Annotated in this window: 24 protein-coding genes; 6 read left to right on the forward strand and 18 right to left on the reverse strand. The window is 57.7% G+C overall.

The window, feature by feature from the left end; all coding sequences use genetic code 11:
• Positions 1-134 precede the first annotated feature (134 nt).
• Genes K7H94_RS13030 through sdhC form a run of 4 tightly spaced genes read right to left on the reverse strand, consistent with a single transcriptional unit; the run spans position 135 to position 3,363 of the window.
• Complete coding sequence (locus tag K7H94_RS13030; RefSeq protein ID WP_021508538.1) at positions 135-851, reverse strand: succinate dehydrogenase iron-sulfur subunit; 717 nt, start codon at positions 849-851, stop codon at positions 135-137.
• Positions 852-865: 14 nt separating this feature from the next.
• Positions 866-2,632, reverse strand: a complete 1,767-nt coding sequence (sdhA, locus tag K7H94_RS13035) for a succinate dehydrogenase flavoprotein subunit (protein ID WP_021508539.1) — start codon at positions 2,630-2,632, stop codon at positions 866-868.
• Positions 2,633-2,980, reverse strand: a complete 348-nt coding sequence (sdhD, locus tag K7H94_RS13040) for a succinate dehydrogenase membrane anchor subunit (protein WP_021508540.1) — start codon at positions 2,978-2,980, stop codon at positions 2,633-2,635.
• Positions 2,974-3,363, reverse strand: a complete 390-nt coding sequence (gene sdhC / locus K7H94_RS13045) for a succinate dehydrogenase cytochrome b556 subunit (RefSeq protein WP_021508541.1) — start codon at positions 3,361-3,363, stop codon at positions 2,974-2,976. The genes sdhD and sdhC overlap by 7 nt, the downstream gene beginning before the upstream one ends.
• 755 nt (positions 3,364-4,118) lie before the next feature.
• Between sdhC and K7H94_RS13050 the strand changes: the two genes are divergently transcribed.
• Positions 4,119-5,402, forward strand: coding sequence for a citrate synthase (locus K7H94_RS13050; RefSeq protein WP_021508542.1), 1,284 nt, complete (start codon positions 4,119-4,121; stop codon positions 5,400-5,402).
• A 345-nt stretch (positions 5,403-5,747) separates the two neighbouring features.
• Here K7H94_RS13050 and nei read toward each other — a convergent pair whose 3' ends face one another.
• The 11 genes from nei to K7H94_RS13105 all read right to left on the reverse strand — a co-directional run bounded on the left by nei (position 5,748) and on the right by K7H94_RS13105 (position 14,987).
• Positions 5,748-6,536, reverse strand: a complete 789-nt coding sequence (gene nei / locus K7H94_RS13055) for an endonuclease VIII (RefSeq protein WP_058781263.1) — start codon at positions 6,534-6,536, stop codon at positions 5,748-5,750.
• Between the two features lie 12 nt (positions 6,537-6,548).
• On the reverse strand, positions 6,549-7,196 hold the full coding sequence (gene pcp / locus K7H94_RS13060) for a pyroglutamyl-peptidase I (RefSeq protein ID WP_058775288.1): 648 nt from the start codon (positions 7,194-7,196) through the stop codon (positions 6,549-6,551).
• A 7-nt stretch (positions 7,197-7,203) separates the two neighbouring features.
• A complete protein-coding gene (locus tag K7H94_RS13065) occupies positions 7,204-8,220 on the reverse strand; it encodes a DUF979 domain-containing protein (RefSeq protein ID WP_125309982.1) in 1,017 nt (338 codons plus the stop codon).
• Positions 8,220-8,948 (reverse strand): DUF969 domain-containing protein, encoded by a 729-nt coding sequence (locus tag K7H94_RS13070; protein ID WP_058775286.1) that lies wholly within the window; start codon positions 8,946-8,948, stop codon positions 8,220-8,222. The genes K7H94_RS13065 and K7H94_RS13070 overlap by 1 nt, the downstream gene beginning before the upstream one ends.
• 57 nt (positions 8,949-9,005) lie before the next feature.
• On the reverse strand, positions 9,006-9,743 hold the full coding sequence (gene pxpA, locus K7H94_RS13075; protein ID WP_058769446.1) for a 5-oxoprolinase subunit PxpA: 738 nt from the start codon (positions 9,741-9,743) through the stop codon (positions 9,006-9,008).
• A complete protein-coding gene (pxpC, locus tag K7H94_RS13080; RefSeq protein WP_222951164.1) occupies positions 9,727-10,665 on the reverse strand; it encodes a 5-oxoprolinase subunit PxpC in 939 nt (312 codons plus the stop codon). Before pxpC ends, pxpA begins: the two co-directional genes overlap by 17 nt.
• The gene (pxpB, locus tag K7H94_RS13085; protein WP_088516294.1) at positions 10,659-11,315 is read right to left on the reverse strand and encodes a 5-oxoprolinase subunit PxpB; all 657 of its coding nucleotides are present in this window, start codon (positions 11,313-11,315) and stop codon (positions 10,659-10,661) included. Before pxpB ends, pxpC begins: the two co-directional genes overlap by 7 nt.
• Positions 11,316-11,476: 161 nt before the next feature.
• The gene (locus K7H94_RS13090; protein WP_222951165.1) at positions 11,477-12,220 is read right to left on the reverse strand and encodes a type 2 GTP cyclohydrolase I; all 744 of its coding nucleotides are present in this window, start codon (positions 12,218-12,220) and stop codon (positions 11,477-11,479) included.
• Positions 12,221-12,238: 18 nt separating this feature from the next.
• Positions 12,239-13,666 carry a deoxyribodipyrimidine photo-lyase gene (gene phrB / locus K7H94_RS13095; protein ID WP_222951166.1) on the reverse strand — a complete coding sequence of 476 codons (1,428 nt, stop codon included), beginning with the start codon at positions 13,664-13,666 and terminating at the stop codon, positions 12,239-12,241.
• A 12-nt stretch (positions 13,667-13,678) separates the two neighbouring features.
• Positions 13,679-14,635, reverse strand: a complete 957-nt coding sequence (locus tag K7H94_RS13100; protein WP_088516291.1) for a YbgA family protein — start codon at positions 14,633-14,635, stop codon at positions 13,679-13,681.
• Between the two features lie 151 nt (positions 14,636-14,786).
• Positions 14,787-14,987: a YbfA family protein gene (locus K7H94_RS13105; protein ID WP_031279882.1), complete on the reverse strand. Its 201-nt coding sequence runs from the start codon at positions 14,985-14,987 to the stop codon at positions 14,787-14,789.
• A gap of 246 nt (positions 14,988-15,233) precedes the next feature.
• Between K7H94_RS13105 and kdpE the strand changes: the two genes are divergently transcribed.
• Complete coding sequence (kdpE, locus tag K7H94_RS13110; RefSeq protein ID WP_021508554.1) at positions 15,234-15,908, forward strand: two-component system response regulator KdpE; 675 nt, start codon at positions 15,234-15,236, stop codon at positions 15,906-15,908.
• Positions 15,909-15,950: 42 nt separating this feature from the next.
• On the opposite strand, the gene pgm is transcribed toward kdpE, so the two are convergent.
• Positions 15,951-17,591, reverse strand: coding sequence for a phosphoglucomutase (alpha-D-glucose-1,6-bisphosphate-dependent) (gene pgm, locus K7H94_RS13115; protein ID WP_021508555.1), 1,641 nt, complete (start codon positions 17,589-17,591; stop codon positions 15,951-15,953).
• A gap of 25 nt (positions 17,592-17,616) precedes the next feature.
• Positions 17,617-18,156 carry a replication initiation negative regulator SeqA gene (gene seqA / locus K7H94_RS13120; RefSeq protein WP_010616121.1) on the reverse strand — a complete coding sequence of 180 codons (540 nt, stop codon included), beginning with the start codon at positions 18,154-18,156 and terminating at the stop codon, positions 17,617-17,619.
• Between the two features lie 248 nt (positions 18,157-18,404).
• Between seqA and ybfF the strand changes: the two genes are divergently transcribed.
• From ybfF to fur, 4 genes are all read left to right on the forward strand, one after another.
• Entirely contained in the window at positions 18,405-19,169 is a 765-nt protein-coding gene (gene ybfF / locus K7H94_RS13125) for an esterase (RefSeq protein ID WP_222951167.1), read from the forward strand.
• 169 nt (positions 19,170-19,338) lie between these two features.
• Entirely contained in the window at positions 19,339-19,614 is a 276-nt protein-coding gene (gene ybfE, locus K7H94_RS13130; protein ID WP_010616122.1) for a LexA regulated protein, read from the forward strand.
• A gap of 137 nt (positions 19,615-19,751) precedes the next feature.
• On the forward strand, positions 19,752-20,282 hold the full coding sequence (gene fldA, locus K7H94_RS13135) for a flavodoxin FldA (RefSeq protein ID WP_021508557.1): 531 nt from the start codon (positions 19,752-19,754) through the stop codon (positions 20,280-20,282).
• A gap of 352 nt (positions 20,283-20,634) precedes the next feature.
• Positions 20,635-21,084, forward strand: coding sequence for a ferric iron uptake transcriptional regulator (gene fur, locus K7H94_RS13140; protein WP_021508558.1), 450 nt, complete (start codon positions 20,635-20,637; stop codon positions 21,082-21,084).
• 61 nt (positions 21,085-21,145) lie between these two features.
• Here fur and K7H94_RS13145 read toward each other — a convergent pair whose 3' ends face one another.
• Positions 21,146-21,541 carry a hypothetical protein gene (locus tag K7H94_RS13145; RefSeq protein WP_222951168.1) on the reverse strand — a complete coding sequence of 132 codons (396 nt, stop codon included), beginning with the start codon at positions 21,539-21,541 and terminating at the stop codon, positions 21,146-21,148.
• Positions 21,542-21,647: the final 106 nt, after the last annotated feature.

Consider the following 21,647-nt stretch of genomic DNA (forward strand, 5'->3'; position numbering starts at 1 on the left):
GTTCAGCGATACGAACCTGTGCGCAACCGGCGCCTGGCCCGTAAGGGAACCTTTATAAGCGTGGTCAGTACCGCGCTTATAGAGGCTTCCGTAAACGATCGGGAACCTGAGTTCCCGACCGTGACTTCCGTTTGTTACGCCCCGCGCTGCAGCAGCATCGACTTAATGTGGCCGATGGCGCGCGTTGGGTTTAAGCCTTTCGGGCACACGCTCACACAGTTCATGATGCTGTGACAGCGGAAAACACTGAAAGCATCATTCAGATTGTCGAGGCGCGCATCGGTTTCGGTGTCGCGGCTGTCAATCAGGAAGCGGTACGCCGCCAGCAGGCCGGCCGGACCGATGAACTTGTCCGGATTCCACCAGAACGATGGGCACGACGTGGAGCAGCAGGCACAGAGAATACACTCGTACAGGCCGTCCAGGTGCTCGCGCTGCGCAGGCGTTTGCAGATGCTCGCGCGCTGGCGGATTTTCCCCATTATTCAACAGGAAAGGCTTAATCTTCTCATACTGAGCATAGAATTGTCCCATGTCCACCACGAGGTCGCGGATTACCGGCAAACCGGGCAGCGGACGGATAACAATCTTCTTGCTGCCATTGCCCAGTGCGGAGACCGGCGTGATACACGCCAGGCCATTTTTACCGTTCATGTTGAGGCCATCGGAGCCGCACACGCCTTCACGGCAGGAGCGACGGAAGGCCAGCGTAGGATCCTTCTCTTTCAGACGGATCAGCGCGTCCAGCAGCATCATGTCGCGACCATCTTCCGCTTCGAGGGTATAATCCTGCATGCGCGGTTTGTCATCGACTTCCGGGTTGTAACGATAGATAGAAAATTCGAGTCTCATGATGATCTCCGCAATTAGTAAGTACGCGCTTTCGGCGGGAAGGCCGCACGCAGTTTCGGTTGCATGTTCACCTCACGGCGCGTCATGCTTTCCGTTTGCGGAACATAGAGGCTGTGGCACAGCCAGTTGGCATCATCACGCTCCGGGTAGTCGAAGCGGCTGTGAGCGCCACGGCTTTCGGTGCGGAAGTTGGCCGCTACCGCGGTGGCGTAAGCGGTTTCCATCAGGTTATCCAGCTCAAGGCATTCGATACGCTGGGTGTTGAAGTCCGGTGAACGATCATCGAGACGCGCGTTTTTCAGGCGCTCACGAATCTCTTTCAGCTCGGCCAGGCCTTCACGCATCGCATCCCCTTCACGGAATACCGAGAAGTTGTTCTGCATGCAGCGCTGCAGCGCCTTGCGGATTTCAACCGGGTCTTCACCGGTGGTGTTGTTTTCCCAGCGGTTGAAGCGGGCCATCGCCGCGTCGATTTCATCTTCGGTGGCGTCGCGCAGTTCGCCCTGCTCAGCGATGCACTCCATCAGATGAACACCGGCCGCGCGGCCGAATACCACCAGGTCGAGCAGCGAATTGCCGCCAAGACGGTTTGCGCCATGTACCGATACGCAGGCAATTTCGCCTACCGCGAACAGGCCCGGAATCACTTCATCTTCGCCCTGCTCGTTAACGCGCAGCGCCTGACCGGTCACGCGGGTCGGCACGCCGCCCATCATGTAGTGGCAGGTCGGGATAACCGGAATCGGTTCTTTAATCGGGTCGACGTGAGCAAAGGTACGCGACAGCTCAAGGATGCCCGGCAGACGGGATTCCAGCACTTCAGCACCCAGATGGTCGAGTTTCAGTTTGATATGCGGACCCCATGGGCCGTCGCAACCGCGACCTTCACGAATTTCCACCATCATTGAACGCGCCACCACATCACGGCCCGCCAGATCTTTGGCGTTCGGCGCGTAGCGCTCCATGAAACGCTCGCCATGCTTGTTCAGCAGATAGCCACCTTCACCACGGCAGCCTTCGGTCACCAGCACACCCGCCCCGGCGATGCCGGTTGGGTGGAACTGCCACATCTCCATATCCTGCATTGGCACGCCGGCACGCAGCGCCATGCCGACGCCGTCGCCGGTGTTGATGTGGGCGTTGGTGGTGGACTGATAGATACGGCCAGCACCGCCGGTCGCGAGGATAGTGGCTTTGGCTTTGAAGTAGACCGTTTCACCGGTTTCGATGCAGATGGCGGTACAGCCGACGATCGCGCCGTCAGCGTTTTTCACCAGATCCAGTGCATACCACTCGGAGAAGATGGTGGTTTTGTTTTTCAGGTTCTGCTGATACAGCGTATGCAGCAGGGCGTGGCCGGTACGGTCGGCAGCAGCAGCGGTACGCGCCGCCTGCTCACCACCGAAGTTTTTCGACTGACCACCAAACGGACGCTGATAAACGCGGCCGTCATCAAGACGGGAGAATGGCAGGCCCATGTGCTCCAGCTCCAGAATCGCTTCCGGACCGGTTTTACACATATATTCGATCGCGTCCTGGTCACCGATGTAATCGGAGCCTTTGACGGTATCGTACATGTGCCATTCCCAGTTATCTTCGTGGGAGTTACCCAGCGCCACGGTAATCCCGCCCTGCGCCGATACGGTGTGGGAACGGGTTGGGAACACTTTGGATAACAGAGCACAGCTCTGGCCCGACTGGGAGATTTGCAGCGCGGCGCGCATACCCGCACCACCTGCGCCGATCACCACGGCATCAAATTCTCTGACTGGCAAACTCATTTACACACCCCACACCACAACAGTTCCATAAATTGCATACGACAACAGCGCGACCACAATCACCAGTTGCAACACCAGACGCGTTGCCAGCGGTTTCACGTAGTCGGTCAGGACCTGCCACATGCCAATCCAGCCGTGGACCAGAATCGAGAACAGCGTCAGCAACGTGAACACTTTGGTAAAGGAGGAAGCGAAAAAGCCGCGCCAGACGTCATACGTCAGCGTGCCGGTCATCACGACAAAACCGAGGATGTAGAGAATGTAGAGCGTAATTAAGATTGCAGCAGCACGCAGTAACAGCCAGTCATGGATACCGTTGCGTCCTAATGCAGAAGCATTGCTTACCATACGAGGACTCCAGCCAGAATTGAGAGCACGACAGTGATAACAAAAACCGCTTGCGCGGTACGGGTTCCCACCTGCAGGGTTTCTGCCGTAAAACCGAAGTCGGCCAGCATGTGACGAATGCCGCTTGCTGCGTGATAAGCCAGCGCGGTCAGAATGCCCCACATGATGAATTTGGCGAAGAAGCTATCCATGATGGATGCCGCTTGCTGGAAACCTTCCGGAGAAGAGAGGGAGAGACCCAGTAACCAGAGCAGAATTCCGAGAGCGACAAAGGTAATCACGCCGGAGACGCGGTGGAGAATGGACGATATTGCAGTAACGGGAAACCGGATCGTCGAGAGATCCAAGTTAACAGGTCTTTGTTTTTTCACGGTTTTGCCCACACAGCTCTTTTTTATTTTGCTTCCTCCGGTCCTGAGTTACAGAAGAGCACAGTGCGTGTTCGGACTGCAACCGCCACCAAAATAGCAACATCCAGTGTTAAATGAAGCGGGTAAAACGCTGGGTGGCTCCTGGTGTCAGGGTATTCCGGAGACCTGGCGGCAGTATAGGAGGATCACATTCTGATTACAATTCCCCTACAATCTCTTTGGTCACATTTAAGCTGAACAGTGATCCGCCTCACGTATTTCACAATTTGTACATTTTTAATTATCTGATTTGACAATAGATCAACATTTCAGTTACAAACGAACGCACTAAAACCCTATGATGCATAAAAGTTATGGGGATACACTTTCCCCTAAGCTCAAGTTATGTAACATTGCCTTTACGAGCAACACAAACCGTCAGGTTATTGGTTACCAAGAAGTTATGTCGTGACAGGATCTTTAACATCCACGATGTGCAGCGCGTCATGCCCGGACACCACCGATTGGCTTTACACATTTCGCTCCGTAACCTTGCAGCATGAACGTTACCGCTGAGTGATGCTGTGAAGATTCTGTTTTAGCCTAAGTCGTGCGGGTTGCAACAAGGCAGTAAGCGTGCAAATGATGGGCGATTACGAAAGTAATTGACCGCACTGCGCGCGCGCAGCCAGTGTAGCGGCGGCCCGAAAATACGGCGGGTAAACGCAACATGATGACTGTTCTGGTGTCTAAGATCCTTACCTACTAAGGCGCTATGGAGACGAAAAATGACAGATAAAAAAGTGACGCTAACCCTACAAGATAACAACTCCGTGGAACTGGATGTGATGCAAGGCACGCTGGGACAGGATGTTGTTGATGTCCGCGCCCTTGGCTCAAAAGGCCTGTTCACCTTCGACCCCGGTTTTACCTCTACGGCGTCCTGCGAATCAAAAATTACCTTTATTGATGGTGATGAAGGGATTTTGTTACATCGCGGTTTCCCTATCGATCAGCTGGCTACCCACTCAAACTATCTGGAAGTGTGCTACATCCTGCTGAACGGCGAAGCCCCAACTCAGGCGCAGTACGACGAGTTCCGTACCACCGTAACCCGTCACACCATGATTCACGAGCAGATTACCCGCCTGTTCCACGGCTTCCGTCGTGATTCACACCCGATGGCAGTGATGTGCGGCGTGACCGGCGCGCTGGCTGCCTTCTATCACGATTCATTAGACGTGAATATTGAACGTCACCGTGAAATCGCCGCCTTCCGCCTGCTGTCAAAAATGCCGACCATGGCCGCGATGTGTTACAAATACTCCATCGGCCAGCCGTTTGTGTATCCGCGTAACGACCTCTCCTATGCCGGTAACTTCCTGCATATGATGTTTGCTACACCGTGTGAAGAGTACAAAGTGAACCCGGTGCTGGAACGCGCCATGGACCGTATTCTGATCCTGCACGCTGACCACGAACAGAACGCATCAACCTCTACCGTGCGTACCGCCGGTTCTTCCGGTGCCAACCCGTTTGCCTGTATCGCCGCCGGTATCGCCTCGCTGTGGGGACCTGCGCACGGTGGTGCCAACGAAGCCACGCTGCGTATGCTGGAAGAGATCAGCACTGTGGATCACATCCCGGAATTCGTGCGTCGCGCCAAAGATAAGAACGATTCGTTCCGTCTGATGGGCTTCGGTCACCGTGTGTATAAGAACTATGACCCGCGCGCGACCGTGATGCGTGAAACCTGTCATGAAGTGCTGAACGAGCTGGGCATGAAGGACGACCTGCTGGAAGTGGCGATGGAGCTGGAGCACATCGCGCTGAACGACCCGTACTTCATCGAGCGCAAACTCTATCCGAACGTCGATTTCTATTCCGGCATCATCCTGAAAGCGATGGGCATTCCGTCATCAATGTTTACCGTGATCTTCGCAATGGCGCGTACCGTTGGCTGGATTGCGCACTGGAAAGAGATGCACGACGAAGGCATGAAGATTGCCCGCCCACGTCAGCTCTACACCGGTTACACCGAGCGCGAATTCAGCTCGGCGCTGAAAAAATAACAATCAGGGCGGGTTATCCCGCCCTTTTCTTTTTTAGCATCCCACAGAAGTTCATGCTGTATCGTGCAGAGCCCTGCCTGGCTGAGCCCCGTTTCAGGCGTCCTCGCGCCGCTGACGCGGTACCTTCACACCCTTCGTCAGTCTGACGGACCGCCGTCGACGGGACATCCTGTCCCGGCTCCGGCTTTCACCCGCATCCATGCGGTCTCATCCTGACTTCCTCATGCTGTTCAGCGCTGCGGATTGCCTGCCCCGGGGCTCAGCCAGTCAGTGCATTAGCTCTGGTGCGATTTGCCGGAAGACGATGATGGCCTGTCCCGCGCCTCTTCTATAGATGATCAAAACTCAATGCTGACAGCCCGGACACCAGTAAAACGGTCGTGATGACAGTACGCCCTTCTCAATGACGGTACCGCAGCGCCGGCACTTTTTGCCCTGCCGGTGAAACACCTCGAAACGAAACGCCGCCTCTTCGTGATACTTCTTCATGCTGCCACGCATCTGATAAGACAAACGCGGCACCGCCAGCATGGCGTGGCTCAACGCATCCAGCTGCTGGTCGCTCAAATCCTGTGCACGATGCTGCGCCAGCAAACCGGCGTGCCACAAAATCTCGACGCGCAGATAGTTGCCGAGCCCGGCGAGAAATGCCTGATCCAGCAGCAAACCGCTGAACTGGCGGCGACGAAAAGGCGGCGACAGCAGCCGCTCGCGCACCTCTTCCACCGTCAGCGTAGCGTCCAGCACGTCAGGTCCGACGCGTTGCAAAAACGGATGCGCGCCAAGCGTATCTGCGTTCAGCAGCTCAATATCCGAAGCGCTATACAGCAAAATTGCCCGGTCGGCATTACCCAGCCGCACGCGCAGCTGGCGCGAAGTATTGGGCTCAGTCCCACTCGGCACCACACGCCACACGCCGTACAGCTGATTATGGCTGTACAGCGTCAGTCCGTTGGAGAAGTGTGTCAGCAGTGCCTTGCCGCGCGTTTCAAAGGCGTCGATGGTTTCCCCCATCAGCGCCGGTTCGTAGGTCTTCAGCGCCGGAAAAGCAAACCACACCTCGGTCAGAGGCTTGCCCACCATTGCCGCTGCAAGTTGATCCGCCGCGCGGCGGATCTCCGGTCCCTCTGGCATAACCGCTCCTGATTAATGGGTTGCGCCGCCCACTTCGCGAATGTCTTTCTCAGTGCTGAGAATCACCTGCAGCGACGTTTCCAGCGCCTGAATCACACTGGCGGTCGACATACTTGGTGCGCCAGGATGCTGCGCCGCCTGCTGCGGCATATAAGGAATATGCACGAAACCGCCGCGTGCTGCGCTGCCTGTGGTCTGCAGCCAGTGCAGCAGGTGATACATGACGTTATTGCAGGTAAACGTCCCGGCGGTTTGCGACACCGAAGCCGGAATCCCCACTTCGCGCAGTGCCGCGACCATCGCTTTGATCGGCAGCGTAGAGAAATAGGCCGCCGGTCCCCCGGCGACAATCGGCTGATCGACCGGCTGCTGCTGGTCGTTATCCGGAATGCGCGCATCGTTCACATTAATCGCCACGCGCTCTACGCTGATATCGCTGCGCCCGCCAGCCTGGCCGACGCACAGCACGCGGTGCGGCTGCAGCTCTTCCAGCGCGGCGGTCAGCACCTGGCCGCAGCGGGCGAATACCACCGGCAGCTGGCGCACCACAATCCGCGCGCCGCCGAACTCCCGACCATCAAAGCTGCGTACCGCTTCCCACGACGGATTAATGCGCTCGCCGCCAAACGGCTCGAACGCCGTCATTAACACCGTTTTCATCGCAACCTCACAGGAACATCAGGAAATAAAGCAGGAAAATATTTACTACTAACAGTAGCACACCGGTTGGCACCTGAGCCTTGATCACCGCGTTACGATCCGGCAGCTCCAGTAAACGTGCCGGAACAATATTGAAGTTGGCAGCCATCGGTGTCATCAGCGTGCCGCAGTAGCCGCAGAACATGCCGATCGCTGCCATCACCGCCGGATTGCCACCGTGCTGCAGCACCAGAATCGGAATACCGATGCCGGCGGTGACAATCGGAAACGCCGCAAACGCGTTGCCCATCACCATGGTCAGCAGCGCCATGCCCAGTGCATACACCGCGACCGCAATCAGCCGGTTATCCACCGCCAGATAGTGTTCGGTCAGATGCGAAATCGCCGTGCCGACGCCGGCGCTGGTAAACAGCAGGCCGAGCGTGGCGAGAATCTGTGGCAAAATAAACGCCCAGCCAACCGCATCCAGCAAACGCCGCGTCTCCTGCATCGACTGCAGCGGCTTCTCATGGGTAAACTTCAGCGCAATCAGCCAGCCCAGCACGCAGCCAATCATCATCGAAAACAGCGTGACCAGCGTCGAATGATTGCCCGGGCCAAATACCTTCTCCTGCAGACCGGGAATATGATTGAACGCCAGCACGCCAATCACCGTCACCAGCGGGATCGCCAGCGCCGGCAGGAACAGCTTATTGCCGAGACGCTGCGCGCTCTGCTGCTTCTGTTCATCGCTGCGCTGATGATAGCGACCGAGGCGCACGCCGCCGAACCCGGCAATCAGCGCCATGATCACCACCGCCGCGCCCACGGCAATATGCAACCAGCGACGTCCCAGCTCCGCATCACCGGCCCACTGCCCCATCAGTTGATAAGCACCGTCGCCAATCAGGAAAATCAGACCGTACAGCGCCCAGAATAAACCGGTGGTAAAACGGCGCGGGTTGGCGCTATCGCGCCATGACAGCAGCGCGACAATCAGCAGGATCGCCCCGGCCAGCCACATCAGATACTGTTGCTGAAACATCACTCACCTCCTTTTGCGCGCAGCGCCTGCTGGTTGAGCGCGCCCAGCTCACGCGACAGCTGACGGTCGAGCCGCACCAGTCGCGATGCATGAATCAGGAACGCACACAGCGCGGTCGGAATGCCCCACAGCGCGATGTGCAACGGTTCGGTGCTGATGCCCGCCGACTCCTGCATAAAGTTGTGCATAAAAATGATCGCGCCGAAGGCCACGAAAATATCTTCACCGAAGAACAGCCCGACGTTATCGGTAGCCGCCGACATGGCGCGCAGCCGCTGACGAATCTCCGGTGATACGCTGCCGTAACGGTTTTCAGTAGCACCTTCGGCCATCGGCGCCAGCAGCGGACGCACCATCTGCGGATGCCCGCCCAGGCTGGTCAGCCCCAGCGCCGCAGTCAGCTCACGCACGAACAGATAGACGATCAGTAAACGGCCGGCGGTGGCGGTTTTGATCCGGGCGATCCACGTCTGCGCACGCTCTTTCAAACCGTGGCGCTCCAGCAATCCAATGACCGCCAGCGGCAACAGCAGGATCAGCGGCAGATTACGGGTATTGAGAAAGCCGGAACCGAGCTTCTCCAGAATATCGCCGAGCGGCATATGCGCCGCCAGCCCGGTGACAAAACCGGCAACAATCACCACCAGCACCGGGTTGAAGCGCAGCACAAAGCCAAGCACAATCGCGGCAATGCCAAGTAACGGCCAGAGATTGACCACGTTATCCATGTTTTCCCCTCGTCAGAAATAAAAAGCCCGGCAACAGGCCGGGCTAACAGTCAATGATCAGGCGCTGGTGACAGCAATCTGATTTGTCGCAAAAGCGGCGCGCAGCGTGCGGGCGAATTCCAGCGCATGGGCACCATCGCCGTGCAGACAGACCGTCTGCGCATTCACCGCCACCCATTCGCCGCTGACGCTGCGCACCTGACGCTGCTGCACCATGGTGAGCGTCTGCGCCAGCGCCTGCTCAGCCTCTTCGATTAACGCCCCGGGCTGGCTGCGCGGCACCAGCGCGCCACTGGCCAGATAGCCGCGGTCAGCAAACACTTCTTCGCGCGTGCGCAGACCATGATGCGCGGCGGCGGCAATTGAGGCGCTGCCCGCCAGGCCAACCAGAATCAGCGCCGGATCGACGGCTTTCACCGCGCGCGCAATCGCATCCGCCAGCGCTGCATCCGCCGCCGCCTGGTTATACAGCATGCCGTGCGGCTTCACGTGCACCAGCTTCGCCCCTTCACTTTCAGCGAGGCTTTTCAGGGCACCAATCTGGTAGATCACCTGCGCGTAGACGGTTTCCGGTGGCAGCTGCATGGCGGTCCGGCCAAAATTTTCCCGGTCGGGAAAGCTCGGATGCGCACCAATCGCCACGCCGTTGGCGCTGGCCCAGCGCACCGACTGCAGCATGGTTTCGGCATCGCCGGCATGGAAACCGCAGGCGATGTTGGCCGAGCTCACCAGTTCCAGCAGGGCCCGATCGCTGGCACTGCCTTCACCGAGGTCGGCGTTAAGATCGATCTTCATGAGCAAGCCCCCAGGCTATCTGATCAAGCGAACGTTGCTGCTGCTGTTTGGCCAGCAGCGCCTCCTCCAGCGTGCAGCGGATGAAGTGAATCGGTTCTCCCAGACGAATCTGCGCCAGCTGATAGAGATCGGCTTCGATGACGCAGGCAATACGCGGATAGCCGCCGGTGGTTTGCGCATCGGCCATCAGCACAATCGGCTGGCCGTTCGGCGGCACCTGCACCACACCCGGCACCAGGCCGTGCGACAGCAGTTCACGTGCGACACTGCGCTGCAGCGGACTGCCCTGCAGCCGGTAGCCCATGCGGTTACTTTGCGGGCTGAGCTGCCACGGGTTACGCCAGAATGCGTCCTGCGCGTCGTGGGTAAATTCGTTGTACTCCGGCCCCGGCAGTGCGCGGATGCGGTTGCCCCACAGCAGCTGCCGTACGCCAGCCTGATGGCTGAAGCGACGCGTCGGCTTGCCCAGCGGCAGCTGATCGCCATCCTGCAGTTTACGTCCCTGCCAGCCACCAAAGGCCGCTTTGAGATCGGTGCTGTACGAGCCCAGCATGGCGTCGATGGCAAAACCGCCATTCACCGCCAGATAGCTGCGCATACCGCGCGTAGGCATGGACAGACTCAGCACCTGGCCTTTTTTCACCGGCAGACGCCAGCCGGTCCACACCGGCTGGCCATCCAGTTCGGCGCTGCAGCTGGCACCGGTCAGCGCAAACCAGCCGTTGCGACGAAACTCCGCTTTGAACTGGCCGAGCACAATCTCCAGCACCGCGCTGTTTTCCGCGTTGCCGACCAGCATATTGGCCGTGCGCATTGAAGGCTCATCCAGTGCACCGCTCAGGCTGATACCGTATTGCCGCCAGCCGTGGCGGCCGCGATCCTGCACCGAGGTCATTAATCCGGCACGCAAAATGTTTAACATACGCCCTCCCGTTGTGGCACGAAGCGGACGCTGTCGCCGGGACGCAGCAGCGTCGGCGGCTGTTGCTGTGGATCGAACAGGCTAAGCGGCGTGTGACCAATCAACTGCCAGCCACCGGGCGCGGCCAGCGGATAGATACCGGTCTGGCTGCCGCCAATGCCCACCGAACCGCCAGGCACCACCAGCCGGGGCTCGGCGCGACGCGGCGTGTGCAGCCGCTCATCCAGCCCGCCGAGATAAGGGAAACCCGGCTGAAAGCCAATGAAATAGACCACGTAATCCGCGCTGCTGTGCAGCTCCACCACCTGTTGCGAGGTCAGATCCGCCGCACGGGCGACCTCCACCAGATCCGGACCGCCCGCGCCGCCATACACCACCGGAATCTCAACCTGACGCGGCTCGGCCAGCAGCACCTCGCTCTCTTCCCACCAGCGCTGCAAACGCTCGATAGCATCCAGCGCTTTCAGCTGCGGATCGCGCAGTAGCAGCGTCAGGTTATTCATGCCCGGAATCACTTCCGCGATCTGCTCATTCTGCTGCAGCCGCTGGCACAATCCCCAGATGCGCTGCTGGCTGACGAGCGAAACCGGCGGTTCCAGCTCCAGTACCACCGCCCGCTCACCCAGCAGATAACAACGTGCTCGTTGCAAAACCCACCTCCCGGTCATTAATAAAACGCGCCGTGACCGCAGTGACGGCGCGCCTGAGGGCATTCGCTTATGCGAAAAGTCAATAAGTTATGCGAAAGTGAAGGAGATGTGTCAACTGATTTGCGCCCGGCACGTGTTTTCCGGGCGCATAAGCGAGGCGGTCAGGCGGGGTTGTCGATATCGATAAAGGTCACATCCAGACCATGCTGGCTGGCGAGCCACTCACCGAGCGCTTTGATGCCGCCGCGTTCGGTGGCATGATGGCCGGCAGCAAAGAAATGCAGCCCCTGTTCACGGGCGCTGTGAATGGTCTGCTCAGAGACTTCACCGCTGATAAAGGCGTCAACGCCAAAGGCGGCGGCCGCATCGATAAAGCCCTGACCGCCACCGCTGCACCATGCCACCCGGCGAATCAGCGCCGGAGCATTATCACCGCAGTGCAGCGGCTGGCGGCCGAGGCGCGCCGCGATTTTTTCCGCCAGCGCCGGACCGCTTAGCGGCTCAGCCAGCTCGCCCCAGGGCACCAGCGGCTGAATTTCACCTTTGACGTCGATATCAAACAGCGTGGCCAGCTGGGCGTTGTTGCCCAACTGTGGGTGAGCATCGAGCGGCAGGTGCCAGCCGTACAGGTTGATGTCATTGGCCAGCAGCGTGCGCAGACGCTGGCGTTTCATTCCTTTAATCACCGGCGCTTCGCTCTTCCAGAAGTAGCCATGATGCACCAGTATCGCATCGGCCTGGCGTTTTACCGCCTCATCCAGCAGCGCCTGACAGGCCGTCACGCCGGTGATTACACGGCGCACCTGCTCACGCCCCTCAACCTGCAAACCATTGGGCGCATAGTCGCTGAAGGCACTGGTGTTGAGTTGCTGATTGACAATCTGTTCTAACTCGAAATTTTTCATAACGGCTCCGTGACCGCCTCAGGCTGCGCTGCGCGCGCGCTCGAAGGCGTCTAGTGTCTTTTTACGTGCCGCCTTATGTTCCACGATTGGCGCCGGATAATCGAGTTTCTTGTTATTTTTCTCCGCCCAGTCGTGCGGCTGATGGATGGCGCTGTCCGGCACGTCTTGCAGCTCCGGCAGCCACCGGCGGATAAACTCGCCCTGCTTATCAAAGCGCTCGCCCTGGGTCGTCGGGTTGAAGATGCGGAAGTAAGGCGCGGCGTCGGTGCCGGTCGACGCGGCCCACTGCCAGCCACCGTTGTTAGCCGCCAGATCGCCGTCAATCAGTTGCTGCATGAAATAGCGTTCACCCTCGCGCCAGTCAATCAGCAGGTCTTTCACCAGAAAGCTGGCGGTGATCATGCGTAACCGGTTGTGCATCCAGCCCAGCGTATTGAGCTGGCGCATCGCTGCGTCAACAATCGGATAACCGGTTTTGCCCTGCTGCCAGGCGGTAAGGTGTTGCTCATTCTGTTGCCAGCTGACGTTGCGCGTCCAGTCGACAAACGGCTGATGCTTACACAGCGCCGGAAAAGCCACCATCAGGTGACGATAAAATTCGCGCCAGACCAGTTCATTCAGCCACACCAGCGCGCTGCCGTTGTTCAGCGCCTGCGGATGCTCCTTCAAAATGCGATGCAGGCACTGACGCGGCGACAGCACACCAATCGCCAGATACGGCGACAGGCGGCTGGTGCCGTCAATCGCCGGTATGTCGCGCTGCTGGTCATATTTTTCCACCCGCTGCTGGGCAAACTGGCGCAGCTGCTTCAGCGCCGCCTCTTCTCCGGCGGGGAACCAGGTTTCGTCGAATTTTTCCACAGGATAATCGAATGCCGCTATTTTTTTGCCGGCGGCCACGGGTGCCCCGGCGCGCGCTTTCGGTGCGTGATGGCACTCTGGCAGCCCCTGTTGCAGACGCCGGATAAACGCTTTGCTGAACGGCGTGAACACTTTGAACATGCTGTTGCTGCCGGTCTGTACGCTGCCCGGCGGTAACAGCAGGCTGTCATCGAACCCCTGGCACACCACGCCCTGCTGATCGAGCTGCTTCTCAACCGTAGCGTCGCGCTGGCGCTCATTGATTTCATACTGATAGTTGTAAAACAGCGCATCCACCTTGTGCTGCTGGCAGAAGGTCGCCAGATAGTCGACCGACGCGGCGAAGTCATCGCACTGATGAAAATGCAGCTTGATACCGCGTTCTGCCAGCGACTGCTGCAGCAGGCACAGGTTTTGATGGATAAAAGCCGCCTGTTTGGGGGCCATGCTGTGTTGCTGCCACTGGCCGGGCGTGGCGATGAACAGCGCCAGCACCTCGGCCTGACTGTCGCGGCAGGCCGCGGCCAGTGCGCTGTTATCATTCATGCGCAAATCGTTACGCAGCCAGACTAAGTGAGTGCTCATAACGCTCCGTGTTTACTGGCCGTAGCGCAGACGCAGCGCTTCCGGGTAGGGATCGAAATAACGCTGTTGCGCCAGCCACGGGTGCGGGAACTCTGCCATGTAATGTTTCAGCATGGTGATGGGGGCCAGCAACGGCTGCAGACCGCGACGGTAGCGGTCGATCAGCTGCGCCAGCTCCTGACGCTGCGGTGAACTCAGCTTCGGCCGGAAATAGCCCTGTACGTGCATCAGCACATTGGTGTGATTACGACGCGACGCCTGGTGCGACATCAGGTGCATCAGACGGTTACGGTATTCAAAGGCGTACGCATCCAGTGATTCCCACTGTTCCATCGCCGCGACAAACCGCCCCATCTCGCGGTACTCATCCTGCGCATGTGACAGCAGCAGTAGTTTGTAGCGACTGTGAAAGGCAATCAGCTTGTGACGCGTCAGCCCGCTGCGCCACATTTCGTTGAACTCATGCAGCGCATAGACGCGCCCCATAAAGTTTTCGCGGATCGCATCATCGTGCAGGCGTCCATCCTCTTCCAGCGGCAGCCACGGCAGCTCTTTCTGCAGGAACGAGGTGAACACGCCGGTGCCGGCTTTGCGATTGTTGTTAGTGTCAGGCTCGTAGACGCGCACGCGCTCCAGTCCGCAGCTCGGCGATTTGGCACACAGGATGTAGCCGCACAGATGGTGCAGCGATTTGACGCGCTCCGCAGACCAGCGGGCCATGTCGTCGGTCAGCTCTTCCCCGCCGTCTTTGCTGAAACACAGGTGGATCTGATCGTCGCTCTGTTTGACCAGCCGCAGCGCCGGGCGCGGCGTCGGCAGACCGATGGCCATTTCCGGGCAGACAGGTTCGAAGCGCACAAATGGCGCGAGCTCGTCAGTTGCAAAGGCAAAACGCTTGTGGCCGCCATCGAATCGGACGCTATCCCCGAGCAGGCAGGCACTGATACCTACAGGAATTTTCTCGCTCATACTTGTACAACCTCCAAAATCTTGTAGAGGTTTAAGTGTAGCTGAAATGCCGCGAGATAACAGCGGGACAATGCGTTTGTCGCACCACTTTAAGATAAAAAAACCCGGTGCCTTGAGCGAGGTCACCGGGTTATCACCGCGAAGCCGGGGGTTACCAGTAGATACCGCCTGCCGCCTCCGATTGCGCCAGCCAGACCGGTTTAGTACTGGTTTTGCACCACATGCGGTGCAGATAACTGTAGAAGCGCGCGCGATCCTGGCGGAACAGCATCACTGGCAGCGCCAGTACGCCAATCAATACCACCAGCACACGGCGCAGCACAATTTTGGCGAGTGGATATGCCTGATACATCAATGCCTCCTCGTGGTAAATTTTGCTATGAAATGTGATCTGCCTCAGATATTACGCCTGGCTGTGTAATTTTACTACTCATCCGACCACTATTTTGATCTTTTTTCAGCCATTTCCTGGCCGGGATGAAAGGAAGTTACATTTTTGTAAAATTTTGGATCACAGCGAGTTACTGAGATCGTGACGGACGCCGTCGCGGTTTATTGTTAAAGTAATGCGTTAACCTTATTTGCCGCAGGAGTCAGCGTGACGACCATCTTGATTGTCGAAGATGAAAAGGAGATTCGCCGTTTCGTGCGCCTGGCGCTGGAGAGCGAAGGCCTGAAGATTGTGGAAGCGGAGCAACTGCAGCGCGGCCTGATTGAAGCGGCTACGCGCAAACCGGATTTGGTGATTCTCGATCTCGGTTTACCGGACGGCGATGGCAATGCCTTCATCCGCGAAGTGCGGCAGTGGAGCAGCATGCCGGTAATTGTGCTGTCAGCGCGCAGTGACGAGCAGGATAAAATAGAGGCGCTGGATGCCGGCGCTGACGACTATCTCACTAAGCCGTTTGGCATCGGCGAACTGCTGGCGCGCGTGCGCGTGGCGCTGCGTCGTCATCAGCGCAGCCAGCCGGAACCGCTGGTGCAGTTTGGCGAAGTGAGCGTCGATCTCGCCGCGCGGCGCGTGCTGCGCAGCGGTGAAGAGGTACATCTGACGCCGACCGAATTCCGCCTGCTCAGCCTGCTGCTGAATAACGCCGGCAAAGTGCTGACCCAGCGCCAGTTGCTTAACCAGGTATGGGGGCCCAACGCCGTGGAACACAGCCATTATCTGCGCATCTATATGGGACACCTGCGGCAAAAGCTGGAAGCCAACCCCACCCAGCCAACGCACCTGCTGACAGAAACCGGCATCGGCTATCGCTTCATGCCATAAAAAAAGGCCGCAAACGCGGCCTTCTTCATGCAGGATGCCCTGTCAGGCGTTTTTCAGCACTTCGCTGACAATTTCTACCGCTTCTTTCTCGATCTGCTGGCGATGCTCAGCGCCGAGGAAGCTTTCACAATAGATTTTGTAGGCGTCTTCCGTACCGGACGGACGTGCCGCGAACCAGCCGTTTTCAGTCATCACTTTCAGACCACCAATCGAGGCACCGTTGCCCGGTGCCGCGGTCAGACGTGCGGTGATCGGGTCGCCTGCCAGCGTATCGGCGCTGACCATTTCAGGTGACAGCTTCGACAGTGCCGCTTTCTGCGCGGAAGTGGCAGGTGCCTGCAGACGGTTGTAGCTTGGCGCACCAAAACGCGCGGCCAGCTCATCATAGTGCTGCTGCGGGTTCTTACCGGTAACCGCAGTGATTTCCGCCGCCAGCAGACACAGGATGATGCCGTCTTTGTCTGTTGACCAGGCGGAGCCGTCGAAACGCAGGAACGAGGCGCCGGCGCTCTCTTCGCCGCCAAAGCCAAAGCTGCCATCGAACAGACCATCCACGAACCATTTGAAGCCGACCGGTACTTCCACCAGCTTGCGACCAATGTCGTTCACCACGCGGTCGATCATCGCGCTGGAGACCAGCGTTTTACCAACGGCCACCTCTTTGCCCCACTGCGGACGGTGCTGGAACAGGTAGTTGATCGCTACCGCCAGATAGTGGTTCGGGTTCATCAGACCGGCGGGCGTGACGATGCCGTGACGGTCGTAATCCGGATCGTTACCGAAGGCCAGATCGAACTTATCTTTATACGCCAGCAGACCGGCCATCGCGCACTCGGACGAACAGTCCATGCGCACCACGCCATCTTTATCCAGATGCATGAAGCGGAACGTCTGGTCGATGGCATCATTGACGATGGTCAGATCCAGCTGGTAGTGCTCAGCAATGCGCTGCCAGTAGGCCATGCCGGAACCGCCGAGCGGATCGACACCGATTTTCAGGCCGGCTTTCTGGATCGCCGGGAAGTCAATCACCTGCGCCAGACCTTCAACGTATGGCTGGATCAGATCCTGCTCAACGATGTGGCCACTGGCCCACGCCTGATCCAGCGCCAGACGCTTAACCTCTTTCAGCTCACCTTTAATCAGCTGATTCGCGCGATCTTCCACCACTTTGGTGACGTTGGTGTCAGCCGGTCCACCGTTCGGCGGATTGTACTTGATACCACCGTCTTCCGGCGGGTTGTGCGACGGGGTAATCACGATACCGTCCGCCTGCGCGCCGCCGCGCTTGTTATGCTCCAGAATGGCGTTGGAGATCGCCGGCGTCGGCGTATAGCCGTTGTCCTGCTGCACAATCACATCAACGCCGTTGGCGGCCAGCACTTCCAGCACTGACAGGATCGCTGGCTCAGACAGCGCATGGGTGTCTTTACCTACATAGCACGGGCCGGTGATGCCGTTCTTTTTACGCTCTTCAGCGATCGCCTGCGCAATCGCCAGAATGTGTACTTCATTGAAGCTATGACGTCCCGCGCTGCCGCGATGGCCGGAGGTGCCAAATTTCACCGCATGGTCCGGGTTCGCCGCATCCGGCTTCAGGACGTAGTACTGCGAGGTTAATTGTGCAACGTTAATCAAATCGCTCTGCTGGGCAGGTTGCCCGGCACGGGGGTGATTGGCCATTGGCGCTTCTCCCTGACGCTTCGGTTTAAATGGTGCCGCAAACTTTCTCTGCCAGTTCCTGCGGGAACTGCATGGCAAGCATGATGTGTTCCACCATGCTGCATTTACGACCTGTATTGGTATTGGTGATCACCCAGTACGGCGTGCCGGGCACGTGCTTCGGCTTAGTATGGGTGCCATTTTGCAGCAGCGTGTGCTCGTCGCCCGCAAAGTAGACGCGGGTGCGGCCCTGCAGCGAGGCAGTGGCATCAGCAAAGGCTGCCGGATCAAGACGATAAAGGGTTGACAGGATCAGCATGAAGCGATTAACCGCCTTCTTCTGCTCCGCATACTCGTCAGACAGCAGCAGCTCACGCACGGCGCGCACGCGATCCTGAGGTCGCGCTTCGCTGCGTGCAGCCGGTGCTTCTTTTACCGCCGCATTCGCCGCTGGCGCAGCGGATGCGCTCTGGCCGGCAGTGAATTTCAGCATACGGCGCAAAATGTCCGAGGCGCTTTCACCAATGTGCTGCGTGTGGCTGGCAATATAACGGTAGAGTTCTTCGTCAACTTCAATCGTTTTCATCTTTTTCCGTGCGATTCTGGCAAATGGCAGAACCACGCTACTTTGCAAAGGCCTTAACAAAATCCGGTCGTGCAAAATGTGAGCGGGTTCTAACATAAGGATTATAAAGTTAAATCCGCGACAGCCGATAGCGCTGGCATCGTTTACGGGCAAAAGTCGGAATATGCCCTAATGCCTGACCGCCTGGCGCCGGGACAGGTGAATCCATGATACCCTAAGCCCAGGTCTCAACCGAAAGAACTTTAGCCATGATTTTGAACGCCCGTCTGCAAACTGAACAATCTGCCCCTGATGCCCAGCCCATTCTGTTAATTCATGGCCTGTTTGGTAGCCTGGATAACCTCGGCGTACTGGCGCGCGGCGTGCGCGATGCACGACCCACGCTGCAGGTGGATGTCCGTAACCACGGCCTGTCACCGCGCAGCGAAGAGATGCACTACGCTGCGCTGGCGCAGGATATGGTCGATACGCTGAATGCGCACCACATCGAACGGGTTGATGTTATCGGCCACTCAATGGGCGGCAAAATTGCCATGGCGCTGAGCGCCGTTGCGCCCGAACGAATTGGCAAAATGGTGCTGATCGATATCGCGCCGGTGGATTACCAGACGCGACGCCACGATGAGATCTTCGCGGCAATCCGCGCGGTCAGTGCAGCTGGCGTCACGCGCCGCAGCGCTGCGGCCGACGTGATGCGTGAACACGTGCGCGAAGAAGGCGTGATTCAGTTCATTCTGAAATCTTTCCATGAAGGCGAATGGCGCTTTAACGTGCCGGTGTTATGGGACAATTATCCGGTGCTCTCCGGCTGGCAGGAGGTGCCCGCGTGGCCTCATCCGGCGCTGTTTATTCGCGGCGGTGATTCACCCTATCTGGACAATCAGCACCGTGATGCGCTGCTGCGCCAGTTCCCGCAGGCGCAGGCGCACATTATCAGCGGTGCCGGCCACTGGGTGCATGCCGAAAAACCCGATGCCGTACTGCGCGCGGTGCGCCGCTTTTTTAACCTGTAAAAGCAAAAGCTTGCTACGGGCGGTTTAGGGTTGGCGTCGCGCCGGGCGCTGGAGTATGATGTCGCGCTAAAAATTTGCCGCGGATGCTTTTTTCGCCGCGGTCGGGCCGATAAATGTTTAAATCGCGCAGCGCCTTTCCGCCGTTCGCGCCCACGCAGTTTCACAAACCATGGCAAAAGAACAGACAGATCGTACCACGCTCGATCTCTTCGCAGACGAGCGGCGTCCCGGTCGCCCTAAAACCAGTCCGCTGTCGCGTGATGAGCAGCTGCGCATTAATAAGCGCAACCAGCTGAAGCGCGACCGGGTGCGCGGCCTGCGCCGCGTTGAGCTGAAAATGTCCAGCGAAGCGGTCGACGCGCTTAATACGCTGGCCGAGCAGCAGAACATCAGCCGCAGTGAACTGATTGAACAAATGCTGCTGGCGCAGCTCAAACTGGCGTAACGTGCGCAGACCGCACGCTGGAACACAAACTCAGCGCTTTACACATTCCGCGCTTTTCGCCGGTCTGCTATCATTCGCATAACTGTGTCGTCTTCTGACTTACTTTCACAATCAGGATTTAAGAGGTTACTCACTCCATGGCAATCGTAGGCATTTTCTTCGGCAGCGATACCGGCAACACTGAAAACATTGCAAAAATGATCCAGAAACAACTGGGTAAAGATGTCGCCGAAGTGCATGACATTGCTAAGAGCACCAAAGAAGATCTCGAAGCATTCGATATTCTGCTGCTGGGTATTCCGACCTGGTACTACGGTGAAGCCCAGTGCGACTGGGATGACTTCTTCCCGACGCTGGAAGAGATTGATTTCAACGGTAAGCTGGTAGCGCTGTTTGGCTGCGGCGATCAGGAAGATTATGCCGAGTACTTCTGTGACGCGATGGGCACCATTCGCGACATCATTGAGCCAAACGGCGCAGTGATTGTGGGCCACTGGCCAACCGAAGGTTACCACTTCGAAGCCTCTAAAGGTCTGGCAGACGACAAACACTTCCTCGGCCTCGCCATTGATGAAGATCGTCAGCCTGAACTGACTAACGAGCGCGTCGACAAATGGGTTAAGCAGATCTTTGATGAGCTGCAGCTGCAGGCGATCATCGAAGCCTGATGCTTTCCTGTCCGATGTGGGCGCTGGCTCACATCGGGCAATGGAATTACCTATAAAAATAATAGCTACGGTTTTTTAACTTTTTCCCTCAATTCTGTAGAATACCCGCAACGGTCATCTGCTTATTCCTCGGGCATCAGACTGAGACTGCGCGAAAAGGAACATCGATCTGCACGATCCCGCTGAGGCTCACGACATTTCTCCTTACAGCATCCGGGGAATTGTCCGCCGCAGCCGGTTTTCATTTCGCAGGCTGAGCTCTATAATGAGACGCAAATGAGAATGCGCGTTGACCACACATTCAAGGCCTTTGCGCCGTAAGTGACTAGCAAAGTAACAGGACAATATCCGCATGACTGACAACAACTCCGCATTGAAAAAGGCTGGCCTGAAAGTCACGCTGCCCAGACTGAAGATTCTGGAAGTGCTTCAGGGACCCGGACCCGAGTCCCATCATGTCAGTGCGGAAGATTTGTACAAACGCCTGATCGACATGGGCGAAGAGATTGGTCTGGCGACGGTATACCGTGTTCTGAACCAGTTTGACGACGCCGGCATCGTGACGCGTCATAACTTCGAAGGCGGGAAATCCGTGTTCGAACTGACCCAGCAGCATCACCACGATCACCTGATTTGCCTCGACTGCGGCAAAGTGATCGAGTTTAGCGATGAATCTATCGAAACGCGTCAGCGTGAGATTGCAACACGCCACGGTATCAAACTCAGCAACCACAGCCTGTATCTGTACGGCCACTGTGCGCTGGGAGACTGCCGCGAAGACGAGACGCTCCACGATCAGTAATTGAATATGCTATGCAGTATAAAAAAACCGGTGCCAGGCACCGGTTTTTTTATGGCTGTGTTCAGGCGACCAGCGTTTCCTGCAAATAGCGCCAGCGCGGAACCGACGTGCTGCAGTCCAGCACCGCCAGCGAAATGCGGGTCTGGTTGTTGCCGTTGAGCATTTGCAGTTCGTGATACTGAATGGTCACTTCCTGCTGCTGCTGGGAAATGATGGCATGCTCACTGGTGGCGATTCGCATCCCTTCCCGCTGCCCGTGCAGTTTGCGAAACAGGGTTTCAGTGTCATTGAGATCGAGCTGTTTGCCTTGCGGCGTCACCATTTTGAAGTCGGGATGAAAGTGCGACAGCAGCAGATCCATACTGTCATCGCTGCCTTCGGTCTGATTAAAAATACGTTCGATAAGCTGATGTAAAACCACCACGCTATGTTTGGCTTCCAGAGCGAGACTTGTCATTTTTCTTCCTTCGCTAACCCGCACAGCAACATTTAAGAGCGCATAGCCTACCTGAAAATAACGATTTCACACGGGTAAATTAGTTAATTTTATTAAAGTCAGATTA

This window comes from Pantoea dispersa, from assembly GCF_019890955.1.
Taxonomy (GTDB): Bacteria; Pseudomonadota; Gammaproteobacteria; order Enterobacterales; family Enterobacteriaceae; genus Pantoea; species Pantoea dispersa.

Coding starts and splice junctions, on each gene's coding strand:
- K7H94_RS13030 (WP_021508538.1), bottom strand. CDS start 851: ATGAGACTCGAATTTTCTATCTATCGTTACAACCCGGAAGTCGATGAC.
- sdhA (WP_021508539.1), bottom strand. CDS start 2,632: ATGAGTTTGCCAGTCAGAGAATTTGATGCCGTGGTGATCGGCGCAGGT.
- sdhD (WP_021508540.1), bottom strand. CDS start 2,980: ATGGTAAGCAATGCTTCTGCATTAGGACGCAACGGTATCCATGACTGG.
- K7H94_RS13050 (WP_021508542.1), top strand. CDS start 4,119: ATGACAGATAAAAAAGTGACGCTAACCCTACAAGATAACAACTCCGTG.
- nei (WP_058781263.1), bottom strand. CDS start 6,536: ATGCCAGAGGGACCGGAGATCCGCCGCGCGGCGGATCAACTTGCAGCG.
- pcp (WP_058775288.1), bottom strand. CDS start 7,196: ATGAAAACGGTGTTAATGACGGCGTTCGAGCCGTTTGGCGGCGAGCGC.
- K7H94_RS13065 (WP_125309982.1), bottom strand. CDS start 8,220: ATGTTTCAGCAACAGTATCTGATGTGGCTGGCCGGGGCGATCCTGCTG.
- K7H94_RS13070 (WP_058775286.1), bottom strand. CDS start 8,948: ATGGATAACGTGGTCAATCTCTGGCCGTTACTTGGCATTGCCGCGATT.
- pxpA (WP_058769446.1), bottom strand. CDS start 9,743: ATGAAGATCGATCTTAACGCCGACCTCGGTGAAGGCAGTGCCAGCGAT.
- pxpC (WP_222951164.1), bottom strand. CDS start 10,665: ATGTTAAACATTTTGCGTGCCGGATTAATGACCTCGGTGCAGGATCGC.
- K7H94_RS13090 (WP_222951165.1), bottom strand. CDS start 12,220: ATGAAAAATTTCGAGTTAGAACAGATTGTCAATCAGCAACTCAACACC.
- phrB (WP_222951166.1), bottom strand. CDS start 13,666: ATGAGCACTCACTTAGTCTGGCTGCGTAACGATTTGCGCATGAATGAT.
- K7H94_RS13100 (WP_088516291.1), bottom strand. CDS start 14,635: ATGAGCGAGAAAATTCCTGTAGGTATCAGTGCCTGCCTGCTCGGGGAT.
- K7H94_RS13105 (WP_031279882.1), bottom strand. CDS start 14,987: ATGTATCAGGCATATCCACTCGCCAAAATTGTGCTGCGCCGTGTGCTG.
- pgm (WP_021508555.1), bottom strand. CDS start 17,591: ATGGCCAATCACCCCCGTGCCGGGCAACCTGCCCAGCAGAGCGATTTG.
- seqA (WP_010616121.1), bottom strand. CDS start 18,156: ATGAAAACGATTGAAGTTGACGAAGAACTCTACCGTTATATTGCCAGC.
- ybfF (WP_222951167.1), top strand. CDS start 18,405: ATGATTTTGAACGCCCGTCTGCAAACTGAACAATCTGCCCCTGATGCC.
- ybfE (WP_010616122.1), top strand. CDS start 19,339: ATGGCAAAAGAACAGACAGATCGTACCACGCTCGATCTCTTCGCAGAC.
- fldA (WP_021508557.1), top strand. CDS start 19,752: ATGGCAATCGTAGGCATTTTCTTCGGCAGCGATACCGGCAACACTGAA.
- fur (WP_021508558.1), top strand. CDS start 20,635: ATGACTGACAACAACTCCGCATTGAAAAAGGCTGGCCTGAAAGTCACG.
- K7H94_RS13145 (WP_222951168.1), bottom strand. CDS start 21,541: ATGACAAGTCTCGCTCTGGAAGCCAAACATAGCGTGGTGGTTTTACAT.